Source organism: Sphingomonas turrisvirgatae (genome assembly GCF_001721295.1).
In the GTDB taxonomy this organism is placed as follows: domain Bacteria; phylum Pseudomonadota; class Alphaproteobacteria; order Sphingomonadales; family Sphingomonadaceae; genus Sphingomonas; species Sphingomonas turrisvirgatae.
In genome coordinates this window covers 214,952-240,132 of the sequence record NZ_MDDS01000013.1, presented here as the reverse complement: position 1 = coordinate 240,132, position 25,181 = coordinate 214,952, and the positions used below count along the sequence as shown (strand labels likewise).

Annotated in this window: 26 protein-coding genes; 11 read left to right on the top strand and 15 right to left on the bottom strand. The window is 66.7% G+C overall.

Annotated elements, in window-relative coordinates:
- Window positions 1-49: 49 nt before the first annotated feature.
- The 4 genes from phhA (at window position 50) to BFL28_RS06450 (ending at window position 4,053) form a co-directional block, all read left to right on the top strand.
- A complete protein-coding gene (gene phhA, locus BFL28_RS06465) occupies window positions 50-949 on the top strand; it encodes a phenylalanine 4-monooxygenase (protein ID WP_069319841.1) in 900 nt (299 codons plus the stop codon).
- A 104-nt stretch (window positions 950-1,053) separates the two neighbouring features.
- Entirely contained in the window at window positions 1,054-3,096 is a 2,043-nt protein-coding gene (locus tag BFL28_RS06460; protein WP_069319766.1) for a M13 family metallopeptidase, read from the top strand.
- Window positions 3,097-3,162: 66 nt separating this feature from the next.
- Window positions 3,163-3,600, top strand: a complete 438-nt coding sequence (locus tag BFL28_RS06455; protein ID WP_069319765.1) for a DUF3291 domain-containing protein — start codon at window positions 3,163-3,165, stop codon at window positions 3,598-3,600.
- 42 nt (window positions 3,601-3,642) lie between these two features.
- Window positions 3,643-4,053 (top strand): DUF1622 domain-containing protein, encoded by a 411-nt coding sequence (locus BFL28_RS06450; RefSeq protein ID WP_069319764.1) that lies wholly within the window; start codon window positions 3,643-3,645, stop codon window positions 4,051-4,053.
- Here the strand turns inward: BFL28_RS06450 and BFL28_RS06445 are convergent, their stop codons facing one another.
- Window positions 4,054-5,640, bottom strand: a complete 1,587-nt coding sequence (locus BFL28_RS06445) for a peptide MFS transporter (protein ID WP_069319763.1) — start codon at window positions 5,638-5,640, stop codon at window positions 4,054-4,056.
- 260 nt (window positions 5,641-5,900) lie between these two features.
- Between BFL28_RS06445 and BFL28_RS06440 the strand changes: the two genes are divergently transcribed.
- The 4 genes from BFL28_RS06440 to BFL28_RS06425 all read left to right on the top strand — a co-directional run bounded on the left by BFL28_RS06440 (window position 5,901) and on the right by BFL28_RS06425 (window position 8,876).
- Entirely contained in the window at window positions 5,901-6,488 is a 588-nt protein-coding gene (locus tag BFL28_RS06440) for a nitroreductase family protein (protein WP_069319762.1), read from the top strand.
- A 74-nt stretch (window positions 6,489-6,562) separates the two neighbouring features.
- Window positions 6,563-6,919 (top strand): GntR family transcriptional regulator, encoded by a 357-nt coding sequence (locus BFL28_RS06435; protein ID WP_069319761.1) that lies wholly within the window; start codon window positions 6,563-6,565, stop codon window positions 6,917-6,919.
- A gap of 198 nt (window positions 6,920-7,117) precedes the next feature.
- A complete protein-coding gene (locus BFL28_RS06430; RefSeq protein ID WP_069319760.1) occupies window positions 7,118-8,053 on the top strand; it encodes an L-threonylcarbamoyladenylate synthase in 936 nt (311 codons plus the stop codon).
- A 253-nt stretch (window positions 8,054-8,306) separates the two neighbouring features.
- The gene (locus BFL28_RS06425) at window positions 8,307-8,876 is read left to right on the top strand and encodes a hypothetical protein (protein WP_069319759.1); all 570 of its coding nucleotides are present in this window, start codon (window positions 8,307-8,309) and stop codon (window positions 8,874-8,876) included.
- Here BFL28_RS06425 and BFL28_RS06420 read toward each other — a convergent pair.
- The 9 genes from BFL28_RS06420 to BFL28_RS06380 form a co-directional block, all read right to left on the bottom strand.
- On the bottom strand, window positions 8,871-9,560 hold the full coding sequence (locus BFL28_RS06420; protein WP_069319758.1) for an ATP12 family chaperone protein: 690 nt from the start codon (window positions 9,558-9,560) through the stop codon (window positions 8,871-8,873). The genes BFL28_RS06425 and BFL28_RS06420 overlap by 6 nt on opposite strands.
- A 3-nt stretch (window positions 9,561-9,563) precedes the next feature.
- The gene (locus tag BFL28_RS06415; RefSeq protein WP_069319757.1) at window positions 9,564-9,779 is read right to left on the bottom strand and encodes a hypothetical protein; all 216 of its coding nucleotides are present in this window, start codon (window positions 9,777-9,779) and stop codon (window positions 9,564-9,566) included.
- A complete protein-coding gene (locus BFL28_RS06410) occupies window positions 9,776-10,435 on the bottom strand; it encodes an HAD-IA family hydrolase (protein WP_069319756.1) in 660 nt (219 codons plus the stop codon). Before BFL28_RS06410 ends, BFL28_RS06415 begins: the two co-directional genes overlap by 4 nt.
- The gene (locus tag BFL28_RS06405) at window positions 10,432-11,568 is read right to left on the bottom strand and encodes an RluA family pseudouridine synthase (protein ID WP_069319755.1); all 1,137 of its coding nucleotides are present in this window, start codon (window positions 11,566-11,568) and stop codon (window positions 10,432-10,434) included. Before BFL28_RS06405 ends, BFL28_RS06410 begins: the two co-directional genes overlap by 4 nt.
- On the bottom strand, window positions 11,565-11,945 hold the full coding sequence (gene crcB / locus BFL28_RS06400; RefSeq protein WP_069319754.1) for a fluoride efflux transporter CrcB: 381 nt from the start codon (window positions 11,943-11,945) through the stop codon (window positions 11,565-11,567). Before crcB ends, BFL28_RS06405 begins: the two co-directional genes overlap by 4 nt.
- Before the next feature lie 124 nt (window positions 11,946-12,069).
- Complete coding sequence (locus BFL28_RS06395) at window positions 12,070-12,813, bottom strand: hypothetical protein (RefSeq protein WP_069319753.1); 744 nt, start codon at window positions 12,811-12,813, stop codon at window positions 12,070-12,072.
- A gap of 62 nt (window positions 12,814-12,875) precedes the next feature.
- Window positions 12,876-14,624, bottom strand: a complete 1,749-nt coding sequence (locus tag BFL28_RS06390; RefSeq protein ID WP_069319752.1) for a DUF885 domain-containing protein — start codon at window positions 14,622-14,624, stop codon at window positions 12,876-12,878.
- A gap of 46 nt (window positions 14,625-14,670) precedes the next feature.
- Window positions 14,671-16,332, bottom strand: coding sequence for a DNA repair protein RecN (recN, locus tag BFL28_RS06385; protein ID WP_069319751.1), 1,662 nt, complete (start codon window positions 16,330-16,332; stop codon window positions 14,671-14,673).
- Window positions 16,333-16,391: 59 nt separating this feature from the next.
- Window positions 16,392-17,255: an outer membrane protein assembly factor BamD gene (locus BFL28_RS06380; protein WP_079246969.1), complete on the bottom strand. Its 864-nt coding sequence runs from the start codon at window positions 17,253-17,255 to the stop codon at window positions 16,392-16,394.
- A gap of 121 nt (window positions 17,256-17,376) precedes the next feature.
- On the opposite strand from BFL28_RS06380, the gene BFL28_RS06375 reads away from it, so the two are divergent.
- Both BFL28_RS06375 and BFL28_RS06370 read left to right on the top strand, forming a co-directional pair.
- Window positions 17,377-18,201 carry a class I mannose-6-phosphate isomerase gene (locus tag BFL28_RS06375; protein WP_069319750.1) on the top strand — a complete coding sequence of 275 codons (825 nt, stop codon included), beginning with the start codon at window positions 17,377-17,379 and terminating at the stop codon, window positions 18,199-18,201.
- 96 nt (window positions 18,202-18,297) lie between these two features.
- Window positions 18,298-18,852, top strand: coding sequence for a glycine zipper 2TM domain-containing protein (locus BFL28_RS06370; protein ID WP_069319749.1), 555 nt, complete (start codon window positions 18,298-18,300; stop codon window positions 18,850-18,852).
- Between the two features lie 33 nt (window positions 18,853-18,885).
- Here BFL28_RS06370 and BFL28_RS06365 read toward each other — a convergent pair whose 3' ends face one another.
- Window positions 18,886-19,107, bottom strand: coding sequence for a hypothetical protein (locus BFL28_RS06365; RefSeq protein WP_069319748.1), 222 nt, complete (start codon window positions 19,105-19,107; stop codon window positions 18,886-18,888).
- 193 nt (window positions 19,108-19,300) lie between these two features.
- On the opposite strand from BFL28_RS06365, the gene BFL28_RS06360 reads away from it, so the two are divergent.
- Window positions 19,301-19,630 carry a hypothetical protein gene (locus BFL28_RS06360; protein WP_069319747.1) on the top strand — a complete coding sequence of 110 codons (330 nt, stop codon included), beginning with the start codon at window positions 19,301-19,303 and terminating at the stop codon, window positions 19,628-19,630.
- 56 nt (window positions 19,631-19,686) lie between these two features.
- On the opposite strand, the gene BFL28_RS06355 is transcribed toward BFL28_RS06360, so the two are convergent.
- From BFL28_RS06355 to tgt, 4 genes are all read right to left on the bottom strand, one after another.
- Window positions 19,687-20,682, bottom strand: a complete 996-nt coding sequence (locus tag BFL28_RS06355) for a cell wall hydrolase (RefSeq protein ID WP_069319746.1) — start codon at window positions 20,680-20,682, stop codon at window positions 19,687-19,689.
- Window positions 20,683-20,842: 160 nt separating this feature from the next.
- The gene (locus BFL28_RS06350) at window positions 20,843-23,671 is read right to left on the bottom strand and encodes a M16 family metallopeptidase (protein ID WP_069319745.1); all 2,829 of its coding nucleotides are present in this window, start codon (window positions 23,669-23,671) and stop codon (window positions 20,843-20,845) included.
- 26 nt (window positions 23,672-23,697) lie between these two features.
- Entirely contained in the window at window positions 23,698-23,904 is a 207-nt protein-coding gene (locus BFL28_RS06345; protein WP_069319744.1) for a hypothetical protein, read from the bottom strand.
- A gap of 74 nt (window positions 23,905-23,978) precedes the next feature.
- Window positions 23,979-25,112, bottom strand: a complete 1,134-nt coding sequence (tgt, locus tag BFL28_RS06340; RefSeq protein ID WP_069319743.1) for a tRNA guanosine(34) transglycosylase Tgt — start codon at window positions 25,110-25,112, stop codon at window positions 23,979-23,981.
- Between the last annotated feature and the right edge of the window lie 69 nt (window positions 25,113-25,181).

The window sequence follows — 25,181 nt, the reverse complement described above, 5'->3', positions numbered from 1 at the left end:
ACGTCTGCAACCGTTCCCGCGTGGGCCCGCGCCATGCTATGCCGCCATGATGATCAGCGACAGCCCGGCAAACGACACCCACGTCCTCGATACCCCGCCCGAAGGCGCTGCCGCCGACTGGACGATCCCCCAGAACTGGGAAGCGTTCACGGCGCAGGAACATGGCGTCTGGGACACGCTCTATGCGCGGCAGATGGCGCTGCTGCCCGGCCGCGCCAGCCAGGCCTATCTGCGCGGGCTCGAACAGCTCAAGCTGTCCGACGCCGGCATCCCCAATTTCGAGGAACTATCGGAACGGCTGATGAAGCTGACCGGCTGGCAGGTCGTCGCCGTGCCCGGCCTCGTGCCGGACGAGGTGTTCTTCGACCATATGGCCAATCGCCGCTTCGTCGCCGGCAATTTCATCCGCCGCCCGGACCAGCTCGACTATCTTCAGGAACCCGACGTGTTCCATGACGTGTTCGGCCATGTCCCGATGCTCGCCGACCCGGTCTTTGCCGATTACATGGCGGCCTATGGCCGGGGCGGGCGGCGCGCGATGGAGCTGGGCGCGCTCAAGAACCTCTCGCGGCTCTACTGGTATACGGTCGAGTTCGGGTTGATCGAGGAGGGCGACGGCCTGCGCATCTATGGCTCCGGCATCGTCTCCAGCTTCGCCGAAAGCCGCTTCGCGCTCGAAAGCGACAGCCCCAATCGCATCGGCTTCGATCTCAAGCGCGTGATGCGCACCGAATACCGGATCGACGATTTCCAGCAGAACTATTTCGTGATCCCCAGCTTCGACGAATTGCTGCGTGTCACGGTCGAAACCGATTTCGCCCCGCTCTATGCCGACATCCTGTCCCGGCCCGACATTCCCATCGCGGCGATCGAGCCGGGCGACCGCATCGTCACGCGCGGCACCCAGGCTTATGCGCGCGAACGCGGCTGGAATCCCGACGGGAATTGAGACGAACCGAGTGCGCTTCTTTCGGTTCGCGGCAGGCTTCCATTGCCGGGCCCGCAATGCAGCGTTACGCAATGCTAATACACGCTGAACCGGGGGTTTTCCGAATGAAGATCAATATGTTGACTCGCCTGGCGCTTGGCGTCGCGGCGGTTGCGCTGACTGCGCCGGCCGTCTCGCAGACCGCGCCTCAGGGCGCGCCGCGCTACGGCACCTTCGGCGTCGACCTCGCCGCGCAGGACAAGAGCGTGAGGCCGGGCGATGATTTCTGGACCTATGTCAACGGCAGCTGGAACACGTCCACCGAAATCAGCCCGGACCGCGCCTCGGCCGGCGTGTGGGTCAAGCTGGTCGACGATGCCGAACAATCGGTGCGTGCGATCCTCGACGACATGGCAAAGAACCCCGCGCAATTCGGTGCCAAGGGCAAGCAGATCGGCGATCTCTACGCCAGCTGGATGGACGAGGCCGGGGTCGAGCAGCGCGGCACCGCGCCGCTCAAGCCCTATCTTGCGCGGATCGCCGCCGCCAGCGACCGTGCCAAGCTCCAGTCGCTGTTCATGCAGCCCGGCTATGCCTCGCCGGTCGATGTCGGCGTCATCCCCGACCTGGCCGATCCGACTCAATATACCGCCTTTGCCAGTCAGGGCACGCTCGGCATGCCGCGCGACTATTATCTGAACGAAGGCGCGAAGTTCGACGGCTATCGCACCGCCTATCGCGCCTATGTGCAGCAGGTGCTGACGCTGGCCGGCATCACCGATGCGGCGGCAAAGGCGGACCGCATCGTCGCGCTCGAAACCGCGATGGCCAAGGTTCACTGGTCGCCCGAGCAGAACCGCAACATCATGGCTTTGTACAAGCCGATGGATCGCGCCGGCATGGCCAAGCTCGCGCCCGAGTTCGACTGGGCGGGCATGATGCAGACCGCCGGCCTCGCCTCGATGCCCAAGATGATCATGGGCAACGACACCGCGCTCGCTGCGCTGGGCAAGCAGTTCGCGTCGGTGCCCGTGTCCGACTGGCAGGACTGGCTGAGCTTCCACTTCATCTCATCCAACGCCGCCTATCTGCCGCGCGCATTCGACGACGCCTCGTTCGGTTTCTACCAGAAGACGCTCTCGGGCACGCAGGAGAAGCGTGCGCGGTGGAAGCGCGGCGTTCAGCTGGTCAACGGCGCGCTCGGCGAAGCGGTCGGCGAAATCTATGTCGCCCGCCACTATCCGCCGGAAAGCTCGGCCAAGATGAACGAGCTGATCGCCGACCTGCGCGCCAGCCTGGACGAGCGGCTGAAGGCCAATCAATGGATGGACGCGACGACCAAGGAAAAGGCGCTGGCCAAGCTCGCCGCATTCGACCCCCGCGTCGGCCATCCCGACAAATATATCGACTATTCGAGCATGAAGGTGTCGCGCGCCGACCTGCTCGGGAACCTGATGGCCTCGCGTGAATGGGCGCACCGCTATCAGCTTTCGCTGCTCGGCAAGCCGGTCGATCGCACGCTCTGGGGCATGACGCCGCAGACGGTGAACGCCTATTACAATCCGCAGACTAACCAGATCACCTTCCCGGCGGCGTTCCTGCAAGCGCCGTTCTTCGACCCGAAGGCGGATCCGGCGGTCAATTACGGCGCGATCGGCGCGGTCATCGGGCACGAGATCGGCCACGGCTTCGACGATCAGGGCAGCCAGTTCGGCCCGGACGGCAAGTTCGCCAACTGGTGGACTCCCGAAGCCAAGGCCGAATTCACCAAGCGCACCGCCATGCTGGTCGAACAGTATAATCAGTTCGAACCGGTGCCGGGTACCAAGATCAACGGCAAGCTGACGCTGGGCGAGAATATCGGCGATCTTGGCGGCATCGAAATGGCCTATGGCGCCTATCAGCGTTACCAGGCCAAGCATGGCAAGGCCCCGGTCATCGGCGGCCTTACCGGCGACCAGCGCTTCTTCCTCGCCTATGCCCAGGCGTGGCGGAGCAAGGTCCGCGAGGATGCCGAACGCTCGCGCCTGCTCACCGACACGCACAGCCCGGACAAGTATCGCGCCAACGGCACCGTCCGCAACGTCGACGCCTGGTACACGGCGTTCGACATCAAGCCCGGCGACAAGCTGTATCTCCCGCCCGAACAGCGCGTGAAGATCTGGTAAGCTGAACAGGAGGGCCGGTCCGCAAGGGATCGGCCCTTTTTCCATCGACTGGGCAGGGGAGCGGTCTTGGCCTTCATCAGCATCACCCGGCTGCGCGTCCGCTCACTGCGCTTCATGCCCGCCTTCTTCTTCCACACGATCCGCACGCAGCGGCAAGTCTGCCGCGCCGACGGCTTTCTCGATGGCGCCTTGCTCGCCGACCGCAAGCATACCTACTGGACGATGACCCTGTGGCGCGACGCCGCCGCGATGCGCGCCTATATGACCAGCGGCGCGCACTTGAAGGCGATGCCGAAACTGCTTCACTGGTGCGACGAAGCCAGCATCGTCCATTGGGAAACGCCCGATGCCCGGCTTCCCGACTGGCAGGAAGCCGACACCCGCATGCGCAAGCAAGGCCGCGCATCGAAGGTCCGCCATCCCGGCCCGCACCATCCGACGCTCGCCTATGACGCGCCGCGCACCGCCGGCGCCGTTCCGCTCAGGCCGCACACGGCCACTTAGCGCCGCGCGGGAACGAACCGCCCGCACCGGCTTTCACGCCTGATGCAGCGCCTCCACGGCTATATCGAGATCCTCGCCCATGCGCTGGAAGTCGCCGGCGTCGCGATCATCCTGCTTGGCGTGGTCCTCGCCACCGCCTGGTTCCTGCGCGACGGCAGCCGCTCAGGCTGGGCCGATGCGTACCAAAGCTATCGCGCCAATCTCGGCCGCGGCATCCTGCTCGGGCTCGAACTGCTGGTCGGTGCCGACATCATCGGCACGATCACGGCGCCGCTCCCCTTCCAGTCGGTCGGCCTGCTCGGCATCGTCGTGATGATCCGCACCTTCCTCAGCTTCTCGCTCGAAACCGAGATCGAAGGCTGCTGGCCCTGGCAGCGTCGCGCGCTCCATGAAAAAGCCCCCCGCCGACGCGGTCGGCGAGGGGCTGTCGATGCAGGGGAACCGATCGGCTGATCAGTTCGGCTTGGTCTCCAAATCCGGCCGCATGCCCGCGCCCTGGTTCTCGGCCAGTTCGGCCTGACCCGCCAGTTCGTCGTCCTTCAGCGTGTCGAGGTGCATCAGCTTCTTGATGATCGGCGAGATCACCAGGACCGCGACGCCAAAGCCGATCGCGACCCAGCCGACCGTCGAATAGACGTCGAGCACGACTGCCTTGTTCGCGCCTTCGCCGGCTGCCGCCTCCGACCCCGTCGCCGCCGCGATCAGGCCGGCGGCAAAGTTGCCCGTGGCCGATGCGAAGAACCAGGTGCCCATGATGAGGCTCGCCATATGCGCCGGGGCCAACCGGTTCATGGCGCTGAGGCCGACCGGTGACAGGCACAGCTCGCCGGTCGTGTGCAGCAGATAGATCAGGAAGATGAACAGGACCGGGGTCAGGTTCTCCATGCCTGCTGCCTGCGAACCCCAGACGAGGACGAGGAAGCCCAGGCCCAGCTGAAGCATCGCAAGCCCGAACTTCGCCGGCGCCGAAGGCTCCAGCCCGCGGCGGCCGAGCAGTGTCCACACTGCAGCGAACACCGGCGCCAGCAGCACGATGTACATCGCGTTGATCGACTGGAACATCGACGCCGGCACGCCCGCCCGGTCGACATAGCGGTCGGTGAACAGGTTCAGCGACGACCCGGCCTGTTCGAACAGCGCCCAGAACAGGATCGAGCCGAGGATCAGGAACATCGCGGCAAAGATGCGGTCGCGCGCCTCGCGGTCGAGCTTAGTGACCGCCGTCAGCAGGACATAGCCGACCAGGATCGCGCCTGCGACCATCAGCAGCCAGCCGACGACATCCTGATACTGGATCAGCTGCCAGATGCCGATCACGGCGACGATGCCGATCAGATAGAGCAGCCATTCCAGCTTGATGCCCACCACCGGGCGGCGCAGCGCGGCGGCATCGGGTGCCTCGCCCTTGCCCATCAGCAACGGCTTGCCGATCACGAACACGATCAGGCCCAGCAGCATGCCGACGCCGGCCGCGCCAAAGCCATAGCTCCAGCCATAGGTCTGGCCGAGATACCCGCACAGCAGCGAACCGAGGAATGCGCCCAGGTTAATACCCATGTAGAAGATCGTGTACGCGCCGTCGCGCCGCACGTCGGTGCGCGGATACAGCTGGCCGACGATCACCGAGATATTGGCCTTGAGGAAGCCGGAACCCACGATGATGAACGACAGCGCCAGCCAGAAGATGTTGAGCGCACCGCTGTCGGTCCCGCCGTCGCCCTCGAACCCCATCAGGAAATGGCCGAAGGTCAGCAGCACCGCGCCATACAGCACCGCCTTGCGCTGTCCCAGATAGCGGTCGGCAAGGTAGCCGCCCAGCACCGGCGTGATATAGACCAGCGCGGTGTACGCGCCATAGATGACGCCCGATTTCTCGTCGGAGAACAGCCAGTGCTGCGTCAGATAGAAGATCAGCAGCGCCCGCATGCCATAGTAGGAGAACCGCTCCCACATCTCGGCGAAGAACAGGATGAACAGGCCGAGCGGATGGCCTAGAAAGGTGCGCTCGGCCCGCGGGTCGGCGGCAGTGGTGGGCGCCATCGGCGTCAAACTCCCTGACATTGTCTCTTTTCCGGCCCAGGGGCCATGGTGGCGCGAGACTAGCGGCGAAACTTGGCGTGTGAAGTAATATTGTGTCGCTCGTAACTGGACCGCTGCGGGTGGGAGGCGCGGCGGGCGCGGGCTTTCCGCTCGGGCGACAGGATGGCGACCGCAAGAATCCGCTCCCACCGAAAGAGGCGGGAGGGGTGAGGGCGACCAGCCACGTTGCCCGGCCCACCGGCATCGATTAACGCCCATCCATGACCTTCAACGACCGCACGACCCCGCTCTCGCTGCTCGCCACGCGCCGCTCGGCCAAGGCGCGCGACCTCGTCGCGCCCGGCCCGGACGAGGCCGAACTGCGCCAGATGCTCGAAATCGCGACGCGCACGCCCGATCACGGCAAGCTCGCCCCATGGCGTTTCGTGGTCGTGCCGCAGGACGCGCGCGACGCGCTCGCCGCGGCGCTCGTCGAGGCTTATCGCGCCGAAAAGCCGGGGGCGGGGCGAATGGAACTGGATACCATGGACCAGTTCTCGCGCTACGCCCCGACGCTCGTCGTCGTGCTCGCCTCGCCAAAACTGGCCAGCAAGATCCCGCTCTGGGAGCAGGAATTGTCGGTCGGTGCGGCAACGATGAACCTCGAGCATGCCGCGCACGCCATGGGCTATGCCGCGTGCTGGCTCACCGGCTGGGCGGCGTTCAGCGACGCGGTCCGCGACCTGTTCGGCGCCGCGTCCGAACGTATCGCCGGCTTCGTCTTCATCGGTACGCCGTCCCGGGAACTTGAGGAGCGGCCCCGGCCCGACCTCGATCGGGTCGTCTCGACTTGGACCGGCGCCGTCTGATTTCAGGACCGATGGTATCGCCTGCAACTTCATTGACGCTGGAACTTGTCTGCCAGTTGCTGTATTAGATCAGCATGACAGCGCTCGAACACCAGGACAGCCCGGTTTACCTCAAGCTGCGCGCCAGCATCGCCTCGGCGATCCTGCGCGGCGAATACCGGGCGGGGGATCAGCTGCCCTCGGTGCGCGCGCTCGCCGCCGAACACGGCGCGAACCCGCTGACGGTGGCAAAGGCGTATCAAAGCTTTCAGGACGACGGCTATGTCGAGGTGCGGCGCGGCGTCGGCATGTTCGTCCTGCCCGGCGCGGTCGAGCGGTTGAAGGTTGCTGAACGCGATCGCTTCCTGACCGGCCACTGGCCGAAGGTGCGCGAACACATCGCCCTGCTCGGCCTCAACGTCCGCGACCTGCTCGAACGCGAAACGGCCTGAAAGACCCTCTCCCACCGGGAGGGGGAGGGGCCCGCCGCGCAGCGGTGGGCGGAGCCGCCCAAGGTTCCGGCGGCGCGCAGCGTCGTTGGAATGGCGGCGTAGGGGGGGTGAGGGCGACCGCAGCTTCGAGAGTCACGCCTGCAAGCCCGTCCCACGCCCTTGCCGGTCGCATCCCGGCGCGATAGCGCACGCAGGCGCATGACCGACACTCGCATCCTGCCCCATTCCAACGCCGCCATCGCGCAGGCCGCGGCTGTCATCGCGGCGGGCGGCTGCGTCGCGGTGCCGACCGAAACCGTCTATGGCCTCGCTGCCGACGCCACCAATTCGGCCGCAGTCGCCGGCATCTACGCCGCCAAGGGCCGGCCCTCGTTCAACCCGCTGATCGTCCACGTTGCCGACCTCGCGGCCGCCGAGCGGGTCGCGCAGTTCGACGCCGGCGCCCGCGCGCTCGCCGCCGCCTTCTGGCCCGGCCCGCTCACGCTGGTCCTGCCGCTGCATCGCGAAGCCGCGATTGCCGGATTGGTCACTGCCGGACTCGACACCATCGCCATCCGCGTGCCGCATCATCGCGCGATGCAGGCGCTGCTCGCCGCGTGCGGCAAGCCGCTGGCAGCCCCATCGGCCAATGCCAGCGGTTCGATCAGCCCGACCCGCGCCGCCCATGTCGCGGCCAGTCTTGCCGGCCGCATCCCCCTCATCATCGATGACGGCGCGACCAGCGGCGGCATCGAATCCACCATCGTCGCGCTCGGACAGGCACCGCGCGTGCTACGCCCCGGCCCGATCACGCCCGATCGGATCGAGGCGGTACTGGGCCGACCACTGGGCCAGGGCACGGGCGGCAGCATCGAAGCGCCGGGCCAACTCGCCAGCCACTATGCGCCGCGCAAGCCGCTTCGCCTGAATGCGGTCGATCGCCGGCCGGGCGAATGGCTGATCGGCTTCGGCAGCATCGCCGGTGACGACACGCTCTCTGCGTCCGGCGATCTGGTCGAGGCGGCGGCGCGCCTGTTCGACGCGCTGCATTGCGCCGATGCGTCGCCCGCCAGCGCAATCGCCATCGCACCGGTCCCCGACGCCGAAATCGGCGTCGCGATCAACGACAGGCTCAAGCGCGCCGCGCATCGCTGAGTGTCGCTCGTCGACATTTCCCGCCGCCGCCGCAACGTACCCGGATCGACGCATCATACGAAGTTGGTCGCCATCGTCGCACTTCGTTGGATCCGCCATCCGCCAGCGCCGCCGTCTGAACCTTGTCCGGATGATCGCGCCATCTTAAAAAACCAAACGACCTCAGCGGTTTAGTGACCTCATTTTCCTACACGCACCCAATCGGCTATACCCGCGTTGATCGGTCGATCGAAAAACACAGGGGACAACGCCGATGCCACGCGTGATTTTGGGCGGTTTGCTCGGCGGGATCGCCATGTGGATCGTCGGCTTCATCTTCTGGGGCACGCCGCTCAGCATGCTGGCGCTCAGCAATGCCGGCGACATGCAGAGCGCGGCGGTTCAGGCGGCGTTGGCGCAAAATCTCGGCGCGGGCGGCACCGGTGCCTATCCGATCCCCTGGCCGGGTACGCCGGCTGGCACCACGGCCTATGGCCAGGGACCGATCGCACTCGTCCTGTTCAACGCCAACGGTTTCGCCAATCCCGATATGGGTGCGCTGGTCGGCGGGCTGATCCTCGGCATCGTCTGTGCGCTGCTGCTGGCGCTGGCGCTGCGAATGGCGGCGTCGGAGGCGACCTTCGCACGGCGCATGCGGCTGGTCGCGGTGCTGGCGGTCGCCTTCACCGCGTACAGCCAGTTGGGCCAGCCGATCTTCAACCATGCCCCGACCGGCTATTATGTCTATCTTTGGATCAGCGAGGTGACCGGATGGCTCGCGGCCGGCGCGGTCATCGCCAAGCTGCTGCCCGGCCCGGCCAGCGCCGCGCGGCCTGCCTTATAACAGGCTGAGGAACCGCACGGCCGCGTCGAAATCGGCGTGGCGCGCCGTGCGGGCCTGTCGGGCGAGGTCGTCTTCGCCCCAATGCTCGACCTGCCAATCCTCGTCCAGATTGACCGCTGACCAGATGTCGTCGGCGCTTGCTGCACCCTCCAGCAGCGCGAGCGCCGCGACCAGCGATCCGGTCACGGTCACCAGCGGCGAGAGTGCGGCAAGCTCGAACGGCGAACGCGTCGCCACCGCTTGGCCCAACGCGGCGAGGCTGTCCGCCGGCTGAGCGCGATGAACGATCCCCGTCACCGTCTCCAGCGGCGCGGCATAGCGCGTCGCGGCCCAGCCAAGCAGCGGGTCCCATGCTGCCTCCTGCCGAAGCTTCAGCTCAAGGGGGTGGTCGGCGCGATAGCAGAGCAGGTCGCTCTCGCCATATTTGGCAAGGCCGGCGGCAAAGGCCGCAGGATCGGCAGCGACTCGATCGATCGCCGCATTGGCAAGGCCGGTCAGCGGCATCGCGCGCGGATCGATCGTCTCGCCGACCGCGTGCCACTCTTCCGCCACCGCCTCGGCAAGGGCGGGGGTGGGCAGCGTCAGCGGCGCGCGCCCCGGCGTGCGCACCGGACGGCCGTCAAGATGCACGTCATGCCCGCCCGCTGCAGCGACCACGGCAACGTTTTTCCAGAACCTTCTCATCGCCTACGCTTCCGGTGGGGTGCGCCACTTGCGCGCCATCGCGCGCGGCACCACGGCCATCATATACAGGCTTGCCAGCAGGATCGCCCCGCCCAGGATCATGACGTACCAGTCGGCCGCGCGGCCCATCAGCACCAGGCCGAACACCGCGCCGATCACCGCGACCAGCTGAGTTCCGACCATCGCGAAATAGCGGTTGCGTGCCGGATCCTCGGTCATAGTGCCTCCAGCAGCGCGGGCAGGTCGCGGGCATGGGTCAGCACGCCGCGCGCGCCCGCCGCATGCAGCTCCGCCGCCTCATGATAGCCCCATGCCACCCCGATCGGATGCGCCCCCGCGGCGACCGCCATCTCGATGTCGAAGCTGGTGTCGCCGATCATCGCCGTGGTCTCGGGCGAGGCACCTGCCTCGGCGATGGCGGCATCCAGCATGGCGGGGTGTGGCTTGGACGGATGCCGGTCCGCGGTCTGCAAAGTGACGAAGCGATGCGTCAGCCCATGGTGCTCCAGGATGTGGCTGAGGCCGCGATCCGACTTGCCCGTCGCCACGCCCAATTGCCAGCCGGCGGCGTACAGCGTCTCGATCGCCTCGGCCACGCCGTCGAACAGCGGCTCGGGGTCCAGGCTGCGGTCACTGCGCATCCGCCAGAACGCCTGCTTATAGGCGTCCGCCATCGCCGCATGCTGACCGGCTTCGGCGTCGGGCAGCAACTGCGCGATGGCCGGAACCAGGCTCAGGCCGACAATGCGCCGGATCGCCTCTCGGCCCGGTGGCTCCAGCCGATGCTCGGCAAAGCACGCCTCCATCGCGCGGCAGATATTGGCCTGCGAATCGACCAGCGTCCCGTCGCAGTCGAAGACGGCGAGCCGCGTCATTTCTGCCTGGGCTTGCCCGGTTTGGCAGGCTTCGCAGCCGCCTTCTCGCCGCGTCCCCGCCGTTCGCCGCGGCGCTCCTTGCGATAGGTCTTGGCGTGCGCCTTGGCCTTCGCCTTTTCCTGCTCCTTGGTCAGCGGTCCACGCTCGTCGGGCGGCATGTTGTCACCCTTGGCAATGTCAAATCCCAGCTGCTTCAGCGTGTCGGCAAAGTGCTGCGGCACCTCGGCCGTGACGTCCAGCTTGCCGCCATCGGGATGGTCGATGCGGATGCGGCGGGCGTGCAGGTGCATCTTGCGGCTGATGCTGCCCGACAGGAACGCGTCGGCCATGCCGTACTTGCCATCGCCGACGATTGGGTGGCCGATCGCCGCCATATGCACGCGCAGCTGGTGGGTACGGCCGGTATGCGGTTGCAACTCCACCCACGCGGCGCGGTTGCCCGCACGGTCGATCACGCGATAGCGGGTGCGGGCAGGCTGGCCGTCCTTCTCATCGACCTGCATCTTCTCGCCACCGGTGCCCGGCTGCTTGCCCAGCGGCAGGTCGATATAGCCGTCCTCGATGCTGGGCACGTCCATGATGATCGCCCAATAGGTTTTTCGCGCGGTGCGGCCGGAAAAGCTCTTGGAGAAGAACGCCGCCGCCCGCGCGGTCCGGGCAAGGACGAGCGCACCCGACGTGTCCTTGTCCAGCCGGTGGACCAGCTTGGGCCGCATATCGAGGTCGAAATACAGGCCGTCGAGCAGCTGATCGACATGGTCGTGCGTCTTGGTGCCGCCCTGCGTCGCCAGGCCCGGTGGCTTGTTCAGCACGATGGCCTGGTCGTCGCGATGGATCACCATCGATTCGGCGAATTCGATCTGCTCGGGCGTCAGCTGGACACGCGCCTTTTTGGCCTTGGCGGCCGGCGGCGGCATGGCGTCCGCCGGGGGGACCCGGATGACTTGTCCCGCCTGGATGCGATCGCCCGGCGTGGCGCGGGCGCCATCGATTCGCAGCTGTCCGGTGCGGGCCCAGCGCGAGACGATGTTGAAGCTGGCGTCGGGCAGATGCCGCTTGAACCAGCGGTCCAGCCGGATGCCGTCATCGTCGATCGCGACGGTGAACTGGCGGACATTCTGTTCGGCGGTCATGCAAAGGCTCGCGAAAGCTGGAGGCCGGCGAACAGCGCGGCGATCGATCCGACGACGGAGGCGAGGATGTATGCCAGCGCCAGGCCATGGTCGCCCCGCTCAAGCATTTGCACCGCATCGAGCGAGAATGCCGAAAAGGTCGTGAAGCCGCCCAGCACCCCGACGCCGAGCAGGTAGCGCAGTGCCTCGTTGCTGCCGCTCGTGCGCGCCCCCAGCCACGCGACCAGCGCGCCCATGGCGAAACCGCCCAGCAAATTGACCACCAGCGTCCCCCACGGGAACGTTGGACCCAGCAGCCCTGAAGCCGCGCGACCGGTCAGGTGCCGCGCACCGGCGCCAGCCGCGCCGCCGAGCATGACGAAAAGGAGATGCTGCATCGCGCTGCCCTAGCGCGGTTCGGCATGAAGGGCAAAGCGGCGTTACCGATGTGAAGTGTCGGGCCGCGGCCATGCTCGAGTTGGGGACGGAGTGTTCAGCCCCGCCCCCCGGGAGAGCTCGTGATTATTTCGCGCCGTCGGCAATCAGGTCGATATCGGTGCCGCCATCGTCGCGCGCCGAAAGGAAGGCGACGAACGCCGCCCCGTCGCGCCCGCGCGTGCCGCCCAGCAGATGCTGGCCGTCCTTCAGCTGATGTTCGGCCGAATAGCCGCCCTTCATCGCGCGCGTGTAATACCAGTCGATCATCGTCTGCAGCGGCTGCGGGGTCGAGAAGCTGACGGCGCGGAGCGAGCAGCCATCGGCCTGCGTGCCCGCGGCCTCGACCACGCGGGCTTGCGGGTGAAGCGGCATATCGGCCGGCATCCGTGCGGCCCAGCCGGCGGAATAGCCGAGCTTGGCAGCGCAACCGGCGGTGCGCGGGTTCTTCTGCCGCGCGGCCATGCCGCCCAGCGTGATCGCCTGTTCCTGCGCGGCAAAGGCCTGGCTGCTGGCCTTGGTAGGCGCAGGCGCCTTCATCAGCTCGCCGTCCTTGGGCATCGCGGCCTTGCCGGCGGCAACCGTCTCGGCTGGCAGCTGCGCCGAATAGGGCTGGCTGGGGGGGCGGATCGCGTCCTTGTTCGATTGGGCGGCAAGCTGTGGATCGACCATGATCTGATCGCCCAGCGCGCTCATCAGCGCCGGGTCGGCGCCGTTCACGCCGATCTCGTTGTCGAGCGCTGCGATATTCTGCTGCGTGTCCCCGCCGCCGCACGCGGTCAGCGCGAGGGGCAGGAGAACGGCAAAGGTCTTGATCTTGCGCCCGGTCATCACGCTGTCATCACGCTCCAATTCCGAACGCGTGATGACAGATTTTCGGTTAAAGAAGCGTTCTACTTGTTCTGCGCCGCGATCCACGCCTCGATCTGCGCGTCCAGCACATCGAGCGGCACCGCGCCCTGATCCAGCACCGCATCGTGGAACTGCCGCAGGTCGAACTTCGCACCCAGCGCCTGTTCGGCCCGCGTCCGCAACTCGCGGATCTTCAGCTCGCCCAGCTTGTAGCCCAGCGCCTGGCCCGGCCAGCTGATATATCGGTTCACTTCGGCATCGATGTTCGCGGCCGACAGTGCGGTGTTGTCCAGCATGAACCGGGCCGCCTGTTCCTTCGTCCAGCCCTTGGCATGGATGCCGGTGTCGACCACCAGCCGGGATGCGCGCCACATCTCGTACGACAGCCGCCCCATCTGCTTGTCGGGCGTATCGTACAGCCCCATCTCGATCCCCAGCCGCTCGGCATACAGGCCCCAGCCTTCGACATAGGCGGTAAAGCCGGTGAGGTGCCGACGGAACAGCGGCAGGTCGAGTTCCTGCTGCAGCGCGATCTGGTGATGATGGCCCGGCACCGCCTCATGCACGGTGAGCGCAGGCAGCTCGTACAGCGGGCGCTGGTCCAGCTTCGAGGTATTCACGAAGTAGAATCCGGCAATGCCGTTCGCCGGGCTGCCGGGCATGTAATAGGCTGTGGTCGTCCCTTCGGCGATCTCGGCCGGGATCTCCTTGGTGCCATAAGGCAGGCGAGGCAGGCGGACGAACAGCCCCGGCATCTTGCCGTCGATCGTCTTGGCGATGCGCGCCGCTGCCTGCATCAGCGCTTCGGGTGTGGCCGCATAATATTTGGGGTTGGTGCGCAGGTCGTTCACGAAGGCGCCGCGGTCGGGAAAGCCGGCGGACTTCGCGACGCCGTCCATTTCGGCCCGAATGCGCGCGACTTCAGAAAGCCCGATCTGATGGATCTGCTCGGCGCTGAGGTCGGTCGTGGTCTGCCGCCGGATCTGAAGCGCGTAGTAATCGCGACCGCGCGGCTGGTTCGAAACACCGACTGCCTTGGCGCATTTGGGCAGATAGTCGCGCACCATGTAATCCGCCGCCTTGGCATAGGCCGGGTTCAGGCGAGCGGTGATGACGGTTTGCGCGCGGGTTTGCAGCGTCGACCATTCGGCCTCAGTAACCGCCGCCGGCCGGGCGGCGGCGAACGGCGCGTAAAAGCGCGATTTCGCCGGATCGGCAGCGATGACGCCGCGGATCGCCCCCTCGATCCCCGATACCGCGACGCAAGGCTGGACATAGCCCTCCTTCACGCCGCGCGCCGTGATGGCGAGCACGGTATCGTTGGCGGCGGGGAATTTCTCGAGCCGGCTCAGATAACTTTCGTAATCGACGCGCGTGCGGAAGGGTGTCGATTCCCCAAGCCCGGCTACCCACTGCCAAGGGGAGGAGTAGCTTGAGAAGGTGATCATCCGCTGGCCGAAGCCAGCTTCCTCGATGTCTTCGCGCAGCATGCGGCGCAGGATCGCCTTGCTCGTCCGGTCCTGGGTCGACAGGCCGCCATCGGGAATGGCTTCCAGCTTCTTGAGCAAGGCGGCGGACTGCTTTGCGCGGCGATCGGCAGCCTCCAGACTGAAGTCGCCGAGTTCGGCGTCGTAGCGCCGATCGCCGACCGACGAGGCGGTGAGCGGGTTTTCCCGCATCGACCATTCCCAATGCTCGTCGAGCAATGCCTTGAAGTCCTCGGCCGGTCCGGCCGAGGCGGGCAACGTCGTGAGGAGCAGGGCGGCGGCGAGGCTGAGATGGATGCGCATCCGCCGAAGTGAGCAGAGTGGATTGCGCTTGGCAAGCAGTCGGCGGTTACGCCGCTTCCAGCAGCCGTTCGGCCTGCGCGCGCGCTTCGTCCGTGATCTGCGCACCCGACAGCATCCGCGCGATCTCTTCGCGGCGCTCCGAATCGCTCAACATGCGTACGCCGGTACGTGTGACCAGCCCGTCATGGCGCTTGGCGATCAACAGATGCTGGCCGCCGCGTGCCGCGACTTGCGGGCTGTGCGTGACCACCAGAAGCTGCGCGCTTTCGGACAAGCGGGCAAGGCGTTCGCCAATCGCACTCGCCACCGCGCCGCCCACGCCACGATCGATCTCGTCGAAGATCAGCGTTCGTGCGCCACCTTCTTCCGCAAGCGCGACCTTGAGTGCCAGGATGAAGCGCGACAACTCGCCGCCCGATGCGATCTTGATCAGCGGCGCGAACGGTGCGCCCGGGTTGGTCGACACTTCGAACTCGACCCGGTCGCGCCCGGCGGCGGCCCATTGATCGCGTGGCAGCGGTTCGACCACGGTGCGGAACCGCGCGGCGTCAAGCTTCAAGGGCGCCAGTTCTGCGGCCACCGCGGCGTCGAGGCGGGCGGCCGCCGCGACGCGCGTTGCCGACAGCGCCTCGGCGGCGGCGATATAGCCCGCTTCGGCGGTCGCCAGCGCGGCTTCGAGCCGGGTGATCGCGCCTTCGCCACCTTCGATCGTAGCCAGGCGGCTGGCGAGCGTTTCGGCAAGTTCGGCCAGATCGTCGGGCTGGACACGATGTTTGCGGGCGATTCCGCGAAGCTCGAACAGGCGTGCCTCGTCCGCTTCGAGTTGGGCGGGGTCGAACGTGAGCGCTTCGGCAGCTTCGCCGACCTTGTCCTGCGCGCCATCGGCCTCGATCAGCGCGCGGTCGAGCGCGGCAAGCGCCTCGGCGAGCGCGGGATGCCCCTCGGCAACTCGATCGAGCACGCGGGCCGCCTGGCGCAGCCGCGTGAGCGCCCCGTCGCCGCCATCGAGCAGGTCGGCGATGGCCTGAAGCTCGGACGCGATCTTCTCGCCACGCTGCATGCCCGCGCGCCGCTCGGCAAGTTGCGCTTCTTCGCCCGCGACCGGCGCGAGCGCGGTCAGTTCGGCGACGGCATGCTCCAGCCATTCGCGATCGCGCACGGCGGTTTCCTGGGTCGCCCGGGCTTCGGCCAGCGCGGCTTCTGCATCGCGAAACGCGCGATGGGCGGCCGCGGCGGCGGCAATATCCAGCTTCCCGAAGCTGTCGAGCAGCGTGCGGTGCCCACGGGGGTTGAGCAGGCCGCGGTCGTCATGCTGGCCATGGATCTCGACCAGGTGCGGCCCCAGTTCGCGCAACAGCCCGGCCGACGCCGGCTGATCGTTGACGAACGCGCGGCTGCCGCCATCGGCCTTGACGATGCGACGGATCGTGAGCGGTTCGGAACGGTCGAAATCAAGACCACTATGGGCAAGCAATCCGGCCACGGCGGGCGGGTCGGCCAGCTCGAAGCTTGCCGTGACGACTGCCTGCACGGCTCCCTGACGCACCAGCCCGCTGTCGGCGCGCGCGCCCAGGGCGAGACCGAGCGAATCGAGCAGGATCGATTTGCCGGCGCCGGTTTCGCCCGTCAGCACGCCAAGACCGGCGCGGAACTCAAGGTCCAGCGCCTCGATCAGCACCACGTCGCGGATGGATAGCGCGGTCAGCATCGCGCGCTGTTACCCTGTTTTGTTCCGCCTTGGGAGGGGCGAATGGTCAGCGCCAGCGTTCAGGTCGCCGGGCTGGGGGTGGCCGCCGGAGCCGGCGTGGCGGCTGGCGCCGGCGTCGGCTCGGTCGCCACAGGCACTGGGACCGGCTCGCCATGCTTCTGAACCAGCTCATAGGCGCGTTCATACCACTGCGTGCCGGGATAGTTCGCTCCCAGGACGGCGGCGGCCTTCTTCGCTTCGTCCTTCACGCCAAGCGCCAGATAGCTTTCGGTGAGCCGCATCAGCGCCTCGGGCGTGTGGGTCGTGGTCTCGTATGTGTCGATCACGTTGCGGAAACGGATGACCGAGGCGAGCCACTGGCCCTTGGTCTGGTAATAGCGGCCGATCTCCATCTCCTTGCCCGCGAGATGGTCGCGCACCAGGTCGATCTTGAGCCGGGCGTCGGCGGCGTAGCGGGTGTTGGGATAGCGGCGATTGAGTTCGCCCAGTGCATCCAGCGCCTGCTGCGTGATCTTCTGATCGCGCGTCACGTCGCTGATCTGCTCGTAGTAGCTTAGTGCGATCAGGTAATAGGCATAGGGCGCATCGCGATTGCCCGGGTGCACCGCCAGAAAGCGCTGCGCCGACTGGATCGACTGCGTGTAGTTCTTGTCCAGATAATAAGCGAAAGCGCCCATCAGCTGCGCGCGCCGCGCCCAGATCGAATAGGGATGCTGGCGCTCCACCTCGTCGAACAGCGCAGCGGCAAGCTTGTACTGGCCGGTGTCGAGCCTGTCCTTCGCCGCAGTGTAGAGCGTGCCGACGTCCCGCGCGACATAAGGCAGGTCGGCGCGGGTGCCGCCGCCGCGGTTACAGGCGGCCAGCGGAAGGGCGAGCGACGCGACCAGAACGAGTGCGAGCGGACGGGTGGAAAAGATACGCATAGGCGGCGTTCTTAGCCGAGCGTCGCGGCCGCGCGAAATGTTTTTTGGCCTCGCTTGCGCGGCCAAGGATCACGACCCAGCTTCGAAGCGTTACGCCGCGATTCGAACATATGGAGGATCAATGCCTGCCAAGCTCCTGGAGACGCATCGGGTCGAAAAGCCGTGGGGCCGGCACAAGCTGTGGCCGGGCTTCGACGACCCTGCGCCGGACGGCGATTCCGTCGGCGAGGTCTGGTTCCAGTCGCCGGGTGACAGCACGCCCGACCTGCTCGTCAAATATCTGTTCACCAGCGAGAAGCTGTCGGTTCAGGTCCATCCCGACGACGACCAGGCGCATGCTCGCGGCCTGCCGCGTGGCAAGGACGAATGCTGGGTCATCCTCGACGCGGAGCCGGATTCCACCATCGCGCTTGGTACCCATGAGCCGATCGATCCCGAACGCCTGCGCGCAGCAGCGCTGGACGGGTCGATCGAGCAGCTGCTCGACTGGAAGCCGGTCAAGGCCGGGGACTTTTTCTATGCCCCTTCCGGCACGGTGCATGCGATCGGCGCGGGGATCACGCTGATCGAAATCCAGCAAAACAGCGAAACGACCTATCGCCTCTATGACTATGGCCGCTCGCGCGAACTGCACCTGGAGGACGGAGTCGCGGTATCGGACGCACGGCCATTCGTCCCCGCGCCGATGCCGGGGGAAGTCGCGGCGGGGCGCACGATCCTGGTCGAAGGACCCAAGTTCGTGCTTGAACGCTGGCCCGGCGGCGAGCGTGCCTTCCGCTTGCCGGATGACGTGACCGGTTGGCTGGTGCCGGTGCGCGGTACCGGCACGGTGGATAGCGTTGCATGGCGTGCTGGCGAATGCGTGGCGATCACCGGATCGGCCGTGCTCGACGCGTCGGCCGATGCCGATCTGCTGTTCGCCTATCCAGGCACCGCTCGGATCTGAAAGCTGGCTGGCGGATGAACGCAGGGTAGTTTGCTGTTCACGCAACCTGCCATCCGCTCCGCCGTTCTACCGGCCTATCAGAGACAGGAGCGTAGCATGCGTAACTCCATCCTTGCGGCCGTCATGGCATCGGTAGCCATTGCGCCGATACCGGCAATGGCCCAGCAGGCCCCGCGCCAGGAATATCGCGACGAAGTGCGCGACGCGCAGCGCGACTATCGCCGCGACCTGCGCCAGGCCGACAGCCCTCGGGAGGTCAGGCAAGCGCAACGTGAATATCGGCGCGAGGTGCGCGATGCCCGCCGCGATTACCGCGACGATCGCCGCGACTGGCGACAGGCTCGCAATTACGACTGGAACCGGCCGGGCCCCGGCGGTCGCTATTATGCTGACGAGTATTATCGCGATGGCCGCTATTATCAGGAGCGGCGCCTGACTCGGCAGGATCGCATCTACGCCGGCCGCGACGGCCGCTATTACTGCCGCCGCCAGGACGGCACGACCGGTCTCATCGTCGGCGGTGTTGCCGGCGGCCTGCTGGGCAATGCGTTGTCCAGCCGCGGATCGGGCCTGCTCGGCACGCTGCTCGGCGCAGCCGGCGGCGCGGCGCTCGGCAATTCGATCGATCGCGGCAACGTGCGCTGCCGCTGACCGGGAAGGGGCCGGGTGACCGGCCCCTCTTCATCAGAAGATGAAACCCCCGAGGGACAGGCGGACCGCGCCGATGATCAACACGACGATGTTGAGGTTGCGCCCGGTGTTCGAGCTGGACAGCACGCCCAGCACCAGGCCGACGATCGCCATCGGAATGACGAGATAGTTGATCCATCCCAGCAATGGAACGAGCCCGACGAGCATGATCGGAAGCGTCACGACGCCGACAATGAGCGAGATGAGGTTCAGCATGGCGGTAACATGGAGTCTTTCGGGTGTTTTATCAAGTTACGACAGTCGGGTGAGAAGATGAACAAGGGGAGGGTGTTCGCGACACCTCGCGACACATCCGCCTGCGAACCGTGAAACTGCTGCGACAGTTCGCCCCCAGGTTGCTTTCAGGCCGAACGAACGGCCGCCAACTTTGTAAGCGAGGAGTAAAGCCATGAAGAAGATCGCACTGATGATCGCAGGCCTCGGCATCGCGGCCACCGCCATTCCCGCCGCTTCGGCGCAGCAGGGCTGGTGGGGCGTCAACCAGCGCCAGGCACAGCTCGAGCGGCGCATCGACCAGGGCGTACGTTCGGGTCAGCTCAACCGGCGCGAGGCAGCGAATCTGCGGGCCGAGTTCCGCTCGCTCGTTCAGCTCGAAAATCGTTACCGTCGATCGGCCCCCGGCCTCACCGTGCGGGAGCGTCGCGATCTCGACAACCGCTTCGACCGGCTGGCGCAGCGTATCCGCTGGGAGCGCCGCGATTGGGAACGCCGCCGCTAAATCCGGCCTGACAGGACGATGACGGCCTCCGCCCAGCCGGCGGGGGCCGTTTCGTGTCAGCGGATCGGCTTTCCGCTGTCCTTCCACTTGTCCAGGATCTGCGACTCGGATTGCGCCGCATAGGCCGGCAGCACGTCGCCACTCTGCACATATTCGCGCTGCACCGCGGCTTTGTCGGTGCGCGCCGCTGGACTGGCCGGCGGGGGCGGCACCGGAAGCGCGGGCACGACAGGAAGCACCGCCGCAACCATTGGCGGCTTGGGTCCGGGATAGGGTTCTCCACCGCGATAAACCTGGGTGAACGCAGCGCCGGTCCCCCAATAGCCTTTCCAGCGATGGAAGAAGTGCGCGCCGAAGACGCCGGTCATCACGAGCGAGCGGTTCCAGCTAGGGGTCACGGCATAGGTGTGATAGTGCGTCGCCATACCGACCGGCGCGAACACCGCGCCGCTCAGCGCCGCGGCGGCGACACGGGCGGCGCGTTGCCAAGGGGCGCGGCCCGGCGTGCGCGCCATCGCGCCGTCGCATGCGAAGCTGAATTGGCAGACGGTCTTTTCCGACCCTTGATAGACGACCCCGCAGACGGTGGCCGGGAAGGTCGGATGTCGCACGCGATTGAGGATGACCTGAGCCACAGCGCGCTGGCCGTCATCGGGCTCGCTCGCCGCCTCGTAATAGATCGCCGTCGTCAGGCACTCGAGCGCGCGCGCCTTGTCCTGCGCCGTGCCAAGCAACAGAAAGGGCGGGGCGGGGCGCAGCGTGGGATCGAGCACGGCATGTTCGGGGACCGGGGAACTGGGCAGCGCGACCGTCCCGGTCGTGCCTGCGGCCGGTGCCGCTTCGCCAGGATCGTCCGACGCCAGCTGATAATAGGCTGAGCCTGGGAAGTGATCGTCAGCCTCATAGCCGGTGGCGAGCGGCGCCGCGGCAGGCTGTTCGATTGCCTGAAGGGAGGACAGTCCAGCATGCGCGGAAAAGCCGGCGCCGATCAGCGACGCCAGCAGCGCTGCCGCAATACCCCGAAGCTGAACTCGCGTAAATCGTCGCAGCACGCCTGAATTTTCCCGGTTGCGGCGGGCGGTCTAGCGTGATCGCGACTGGCTTTCTGCCCCCGATTCAGCGGCGTCCCGCCGTGAAACGGATGATGATTAATGCAAGCTGTGACGTGATCCCGTCATCCCGGCGCTCGCCGGGATGACGGGAACCAGTCAGTCACTTCAGCGCTGCGCTGTCCAGGTTCAGCGATGCGGCCGGGATAACCTCGACCCGCGGATAGCTTTGGCGCAGCGCATCAACGAACTGCTTGGCATCGCCGACCACGACGATGCTCGCGCCCGTCGGGTCCAGCACCTTTGCGGCCGCGGCCTGCACGGCCGCCGGGTCCACGCCCTGGATGGCTGGAATGTAGCTGCGCAGCGTTTCGAGCGGCACGCCCTCTGCCACATAATCGGCCAGCGCGCCCGCAATGCCATCGGTCCGCTCGATCCGACGGCCGAAGCTGCCGACCAGCACCGCCTTGCGCGTCTCCAGCTCGGCCGCCGGGACCGGTTCGCTCGCCATGCGCTTCATCTCGGCCGCGATGAGGCTGACGACTTCCGGTGCGGACGGGTTTTTCGTCTGCGTGGACGCGGTGACGATGCCGGACAGCCTCCGCGTATCGACCCCGCTGCTGGCACCATAAGCAAGGCCGCGCTTGATGCGGATTTCGCGGTTGAGGCGCGAGGTGAAGCCGACGCCCAGGGTCGCATTGGCCACTTGCGCGGCATAGAAGTCCGGGTTCGATCGGGCGATGCCCGGCCGCGCGACGACGACACCGGCTTGCCCGGCGTCGGGCATATCGACAACGATCACCCGCGGCTTTGCCGCGACCGGAGGTGTCACTGCCGGCACTGCGACCCCGTTCGCCTTCCAGTCCCCGAACAGCTTCTGCGCAAGTGCGCCGGCATCGGCGCGCGCGATATCGCCGACAACCACCAATGCGGCCGAATTCGGGTTCCACCCTGTGCGATAGGCGGCGACCACATCGTCGCGCGCGATGCGTGGCAGCGAGGTCGGCGTGCCGCCCAGAACATTGCCATAAGGGCCATCGCCGAACACCGTGCGGCTGGCGGTATAGCCCGCCAGCGCCGCCGGGTCCTTGAGCTGCACGGTGATCCCATCGACCGACTGTTTGCGTGCTCGATCGATTTCCGCCTGCGCGAACGCCGGGTTACGCGCGACATCGGCTAGAATCGTCATCGCGGGTGCCACTTGGTCGGCCTTGACCGTCACCGTCGCGAAGGCGGCATCCCAATCGGCACCGGCACCGATCGACCCGCCGAGCGACTCGATCTGCTGCGCGATCTGCTCGGCACTGCGCGTAACGGTGCCCTTGGTCATCAACTGGGCCGCCAGGCTGGCAGTGCCGGCCTTGCCGGGCAGGTCGCGCGACCCGCCGGCGGTGCTGACGACCGTGGCGGTGACGATTGGGAGGTCGCGCTTCTCGACCACGATGACGCGCATGCCGTTGGCGAGCTTCGTCTCGCTCGCGCTCGGGATTGTCGGCGCGACCGGCGCAGCCGGGGCAGGTATCGCCACGCGTTCGGCGGCGCTTGCCTGAGTGTGGACGACGATGTCCTTGGGCGCGACGAGCGGCGCGACCTTTACCGTCGGGGCGATGCTTACCGTATCGCCGGTCTTGCCCGCTTCCTGCGGCAAATAGACGAGCGCCGCCGACTGATTGTCGTTCAGATATTTGCGTGCGACTCGCTGAATGTCGGCGGCTGTGACGCGCGCGATCGCGGCAAGCTGCTGGTCGGCAGCCTTGGGGTCGCGGCTGACGATGATCGATGCGGCCAGCGTCGATGCCTTGCCTTCGGCGGTCTCGCGGCTCTTGAGCGCGCTGGTCAGGATTTCGTTCTTGGCCTCGGCAAGTTCGGCCTCGCTCACCGGCTTGTCGCGCAGGTCGGCGATCTCGCGGCGCATCGCCTGCTCGCCCTGTTCGGCCGACTTGCCGCCGGCCAGGATGGCGTACATCGCATAGGCACCCGTCGACTGGCGCGTGTCCAGGAACGTGTCGGCCTGCGCCGCCAACTGATCGCGATAGACGATGTTGCGATAGAGCCGCGAATTCTCGCCGCCCGATAGGATCCCGTCGAGCACCATCAGCGCAGGCGTGTCGGCATCATTGTCGGCGGGCAGCTGATAGCTGAGCAGCACGGCGGGCAGCGGCGTGTTCGCTTCATAAACCGTCTTGCGCGTCGCGACGGTGCGCGGCGGCTCGGCGACCGTCACGCGCGGGATCGGGCGCTTGGGCGTCGCGATCTGTCCGAAATACTGGTCCACCCACCGGTCGAGCTGTTTGGGGTCGAAATTGCCGGCCACGACCAACACCGCATTGTCGGGCCGATAATAGGTCGCGTGGAAGGCGCGAATGTCGTCGATCGTCGCTGCGTCCAGATCTTCGATGCTGCCGATGCCGGGACGGGCATAGGGATGAACCGAATAGGAGATGTTGGGGAAGTAGATGTAGAACAGCTTGCCGTAGGGCGAGGCCAGGACGCGGCTGCGCAGTTCTTCCTTCACCACGTCGCGTTCGCTGGCGAACACCTTCTGATCGACGATCAGGCTCGCCATGCGATCGCCCTCGGCGAACAGCAGCCGCTCGAGGTGGTTGGCCGGCACCACCTCGTAATAGTTGGTATAGTCCGAATTGGTCGACGCATTATTGTACCCGCCGACGTCTTCCGTCAGTCGGTCCATCTGCTCGTCCACCAGGTTGCGCGTGCCCTTGAACATCAGATGTTCGAACATGTGCGCAAAGCCGGACTTGCCGGCCGGATCGTCCTTGCTCCCGACATCGTACCAGACCTGCACCGATACATTGGCGGTCGAGGTATCGCGAATGGCATAGACCCGCAGGCCATTGGGCAGCGTGCGCTCGGTATAGGCGAGCGGCGCGACGGCGATCGGCTTGGCCGGGGCGGGGGCCGCATCCTGGGCATGCGCCGCGAACGGAAGCAGGGCAGCGCTGAGGAGCAGCGCGGTACGGGTGAGGCGCATCTAGGTCTCCGAAGGACGCGGAACGTTCAGTTCTTGTTGCGGCGCGCGGCGTAGAGGACCGCAGCGGCCAGCGCGGCCGAACCGATGCCGATGCCGATCTCCTTGAGCGGCCACTTCTTGCCTTCGCCGGGCTGGGGCTTGCCTTCGGCGCGCTCGGCCGTCTCGCGCGCGGCGCGGACCGCAGCGGTGATCTCGTTGGCAATCTCGTCGGTCGTTTCAGGCTGATCGGTCACGCAACTCTCCTCGCGCACAAGCGCGCATTCACGGGCTGTGTCGCAACCCTAAGACTCCACGCTCCGCCGCGCAATCAGCCTTCGCCGCCATAATAGGCCGCGCGAAAGGCATTGGCATGTTCGGTGAGCCGGCCCGCGGCGATGGCCCCGCGCAGACCGGCCATCAACTGCTGGTAGAACCACAGATTATGCTCGGTCATCAGCATCGCACCCAGAATCTCGCCGGCGCGGACCAAATGGTGGAGATAGGCGCGCGAATAGGTGCTACAGGTGGGGCAGGGACAGCTCGGGTCGAGCGGGCCCTGATCCTCGGCATGTCTGGCGTTGCGGATGTTGACGGGCCCGCGCGCCGTAAACGCCTGGCCGGTGCGGCCGGATCGGGTCGGGAGGACGCAATCGAACATGTCGATCCCGCGCTCGACCGCGCCGACGATATCGTCGGGCTTGCCCACCCCCATCAGATAGCGTGGCTTGGCCGCGTCGAGCTGGCCGGGCGCATAGTCCAGGCAGGCAAACATCGCCTCCTGCCCTTCGCCGACCGCAAGCCCCCCGACGGCATAACCGTCGAACCCGATGTCGAGCAGCGCATCCGCGCTCCACTGGCGCAGCCCTTCGTCCAGCGCGCCCTGCTGGATGCCAAAGATCGCATTGTGCTCGGCATGCTCGCCACCGGCATCGAAGCCCGCGCGGCTGCGCCTTGCCCAGCGCATCGACCGCTCCATTGCGGCGGCCTGCACCTCTCGGGTCGAGGTGGTCGGGACGAGCTCGTCGAACGCCATCACGATGTTACTGCCGAGCAGCCGCTGGATCTCCATCGATCGTTCAGGCGAGAGCAGGTGGCGCGAACCGTCTAGGTGCGACTTGAAGACGATGCCGTCCTCGCTGCGCTTGGTCAGTTCCGACAGGCTCATTACCTGATAGCCGCCGCTGTCGGTCAGGATCGGCCGGTCCCAGCCCATGAAGCCATGCAATCCGCCCAAGCGATGCACACGCTCGGCGCCGGGGCGCAGCATCAGGTGATAGGTATTGCCAAGGATGATGTCCGCGCCGGATGCGCGGACGTCCTGCTGCTTCATCGCCTTGACGGTCGCGGCGGTGCCGACCGGCATGAAGGCCGGGGTGCGGATTTCGCCGCGGCGCATGGCGATGACGCCGGTGCGCGCCTTGCCGTCGGTTGCGGCGATGGTGAAGTCGAAACGCGGAAGCATCGCGGCGCTTTAGAGGCTACCGCAAAGGGAGCCAAGCGGCACCGTGCTGCGTTGCGCGAAGCAAGAGGA

Excerpts from the sequence above, each read along its gene's own strand:
- phhA (WP_069319841.1), top strand. The coding sequence starts at position 50 with ATGATCAGCGACAGCCCGGCAAACGACACCCACGTCCTCGATACCCCG.
- BFL28_RS06460 (WP_069319766.1), top strand. The coding sequence starts at position 1,054 with ATGAAGATCAATATGTTGACTCGCCTGGCGCTTGGCGTCGCGGCGGTT.
- BFL28_RS06450 (WP_069319764.1), top strand. The coding sequence starts at position 3,643 with ATGCAGCGCCTCCACGGCTATATCGAGATCCTCGCCCATGCGCTGGAA.
- BFL28_RS06445 (WP_069319763.1), bottom strand. The coding sequence starts at position 5,640 with ATGGCGCCCACCACTGCCGCCGACCCGCGGGCCGAGCGCACCTTTCTA.
- BFL28_RS06440 (WP_069319762.1), top strand. The coding sequence starts at position 5,901 with ATGACCTTCAACGACCGCACGACCCCGCTCTCGCTGCTCGCCACGCGC.
- BFL28_RS06435 (WP_069319761.1), top strand. The coding sequence starts at position 6,563 with ATGACAGCGCTCGAACACCAGGACAGCCCGGTTTACCTCAAGCTGCGC.
- BFL28_RS06430 (WP_069319760.1), top strand. The coding sequence starts at position 7,118 with ATGACCGACACTCGCATCCTGCCCCATTCCAACGCCGCCATCGCGCAG.
- BFL28_RS06425 (WP_069319759.1), top strand. The coding sequence starts at position 8,307 with ATGCCACGCGTGATTTTGGGCGGTTTGCTCGGCGGGATCGCCATGTGG.
- BFL28_RS06420 (WP_069319758.1), bottom strand. The coding sequence starts at position 9,560 with ATGAGAAGGTTCTGGAAAAACGTTGCCGTGGTCGCTGCAGCGGGCGGG.
- BFL28_RS06415 (WP_069319757.1), bottom strand. The coding sequence starts at position 9,779 with ATGACCGAGGATCCGGCACGCAACCGCTATTTCGCGATGGTCGGAACT.
- BFL28_RS06410 (WP_069319756.1), bottom strand. The coding sequence starts at position 10,435 with ATGACGCGGCTCGCCGTCTTCGACTGCGACGGGACGCTGGTCGATTCG.
- BFL28_RS06405 (WP_069319755.1), bottom strand. The coding sequence starts at position 11,568 with ATGACCGCCGAACAGAATGTCCGCCAGTTCACCGTCGCGATCGACGAT.
- crcB (WP_069319754.1), bottom strand. The coding sequence starts at position 11,945 with ATGCAGCATCTCCTTTTCGTCATGCTCGGCGGCGCGGCTGGCGCCGGT.
- BFL28_RS06395 (WP_069319753.1), bottom strand. The coding sequence starts at position 12,813 with ATGACCGGGCGCAAGATCAAGACCTTTGCCGTTCTCCTGCCCCTCGCG.
- BFL28_RS06390 (WP_069319752.1), bottom strand. The coding sequence starts at position 14,624 with ATGCGCATCCATCTCAGCCTCGCCGCCGCCCTGCTCCTCACGACGTTG.
- recN (WP_069319751.1), bottom strand. The coding sequence starts at position 16,332 with ATGCTGACCGCGCTATCCATCCGCGACGTGGTGCTGATCGAGGCGCTG.
- BFL28_RS06380 (WP_079246969.1), bottom strand. The coding sequence starts at position 17,255 with ATGCGTATCTTTTCCACCCGTCCGCTCGCACTCGTTCTGGTCGCGTCG.
- BFL28_RS06375 (WP_069319750.1), top strand. The coding sequence starts at position 17,377 with ATGCCTGCCAAGCTCCTGGAGACGCATCGGGTCGAAAAGCCGTGGGGC.
- BFL28_RS06370 (WP_069319749.1), top strand. The coding sequence starts at position 18,298 with ATGCGTAACTCCATCCTTGCGGCCGTCATGGCATCGGTAGCCATTGCG.
- BFL28_RS06365 (WP_069319748.1), bottom strand. The coding sequence starts at position 19,107 with ATGCTGAACCTCATCTCGCTCATTGTCGGCGTCGTGACGCTTCCGATC.
- BFL28_RS06360 (WP_069319747.1), top strand. The coding sequence starts at position 19,301 with ATGAAGAAGATCGCACTGATGATCGCAGGCCTCGGCATCGCGGCCACC.
- BFL28_RS06350 (WP_069319745.1), bottom strand. The coding sequence starts at position 23,671 with ATGCGCCTCACCCGTACCGCGCTGCTCCTCAGCGCTGCCCTGCTTCCG.
- tgt (WP_069319743.1), bottom strand. The coding sequence starts at position 25,112 with ATGCTTCCGCGTTTCGACTTCACCATCGCCGCAACCGACGGCAAGGCG.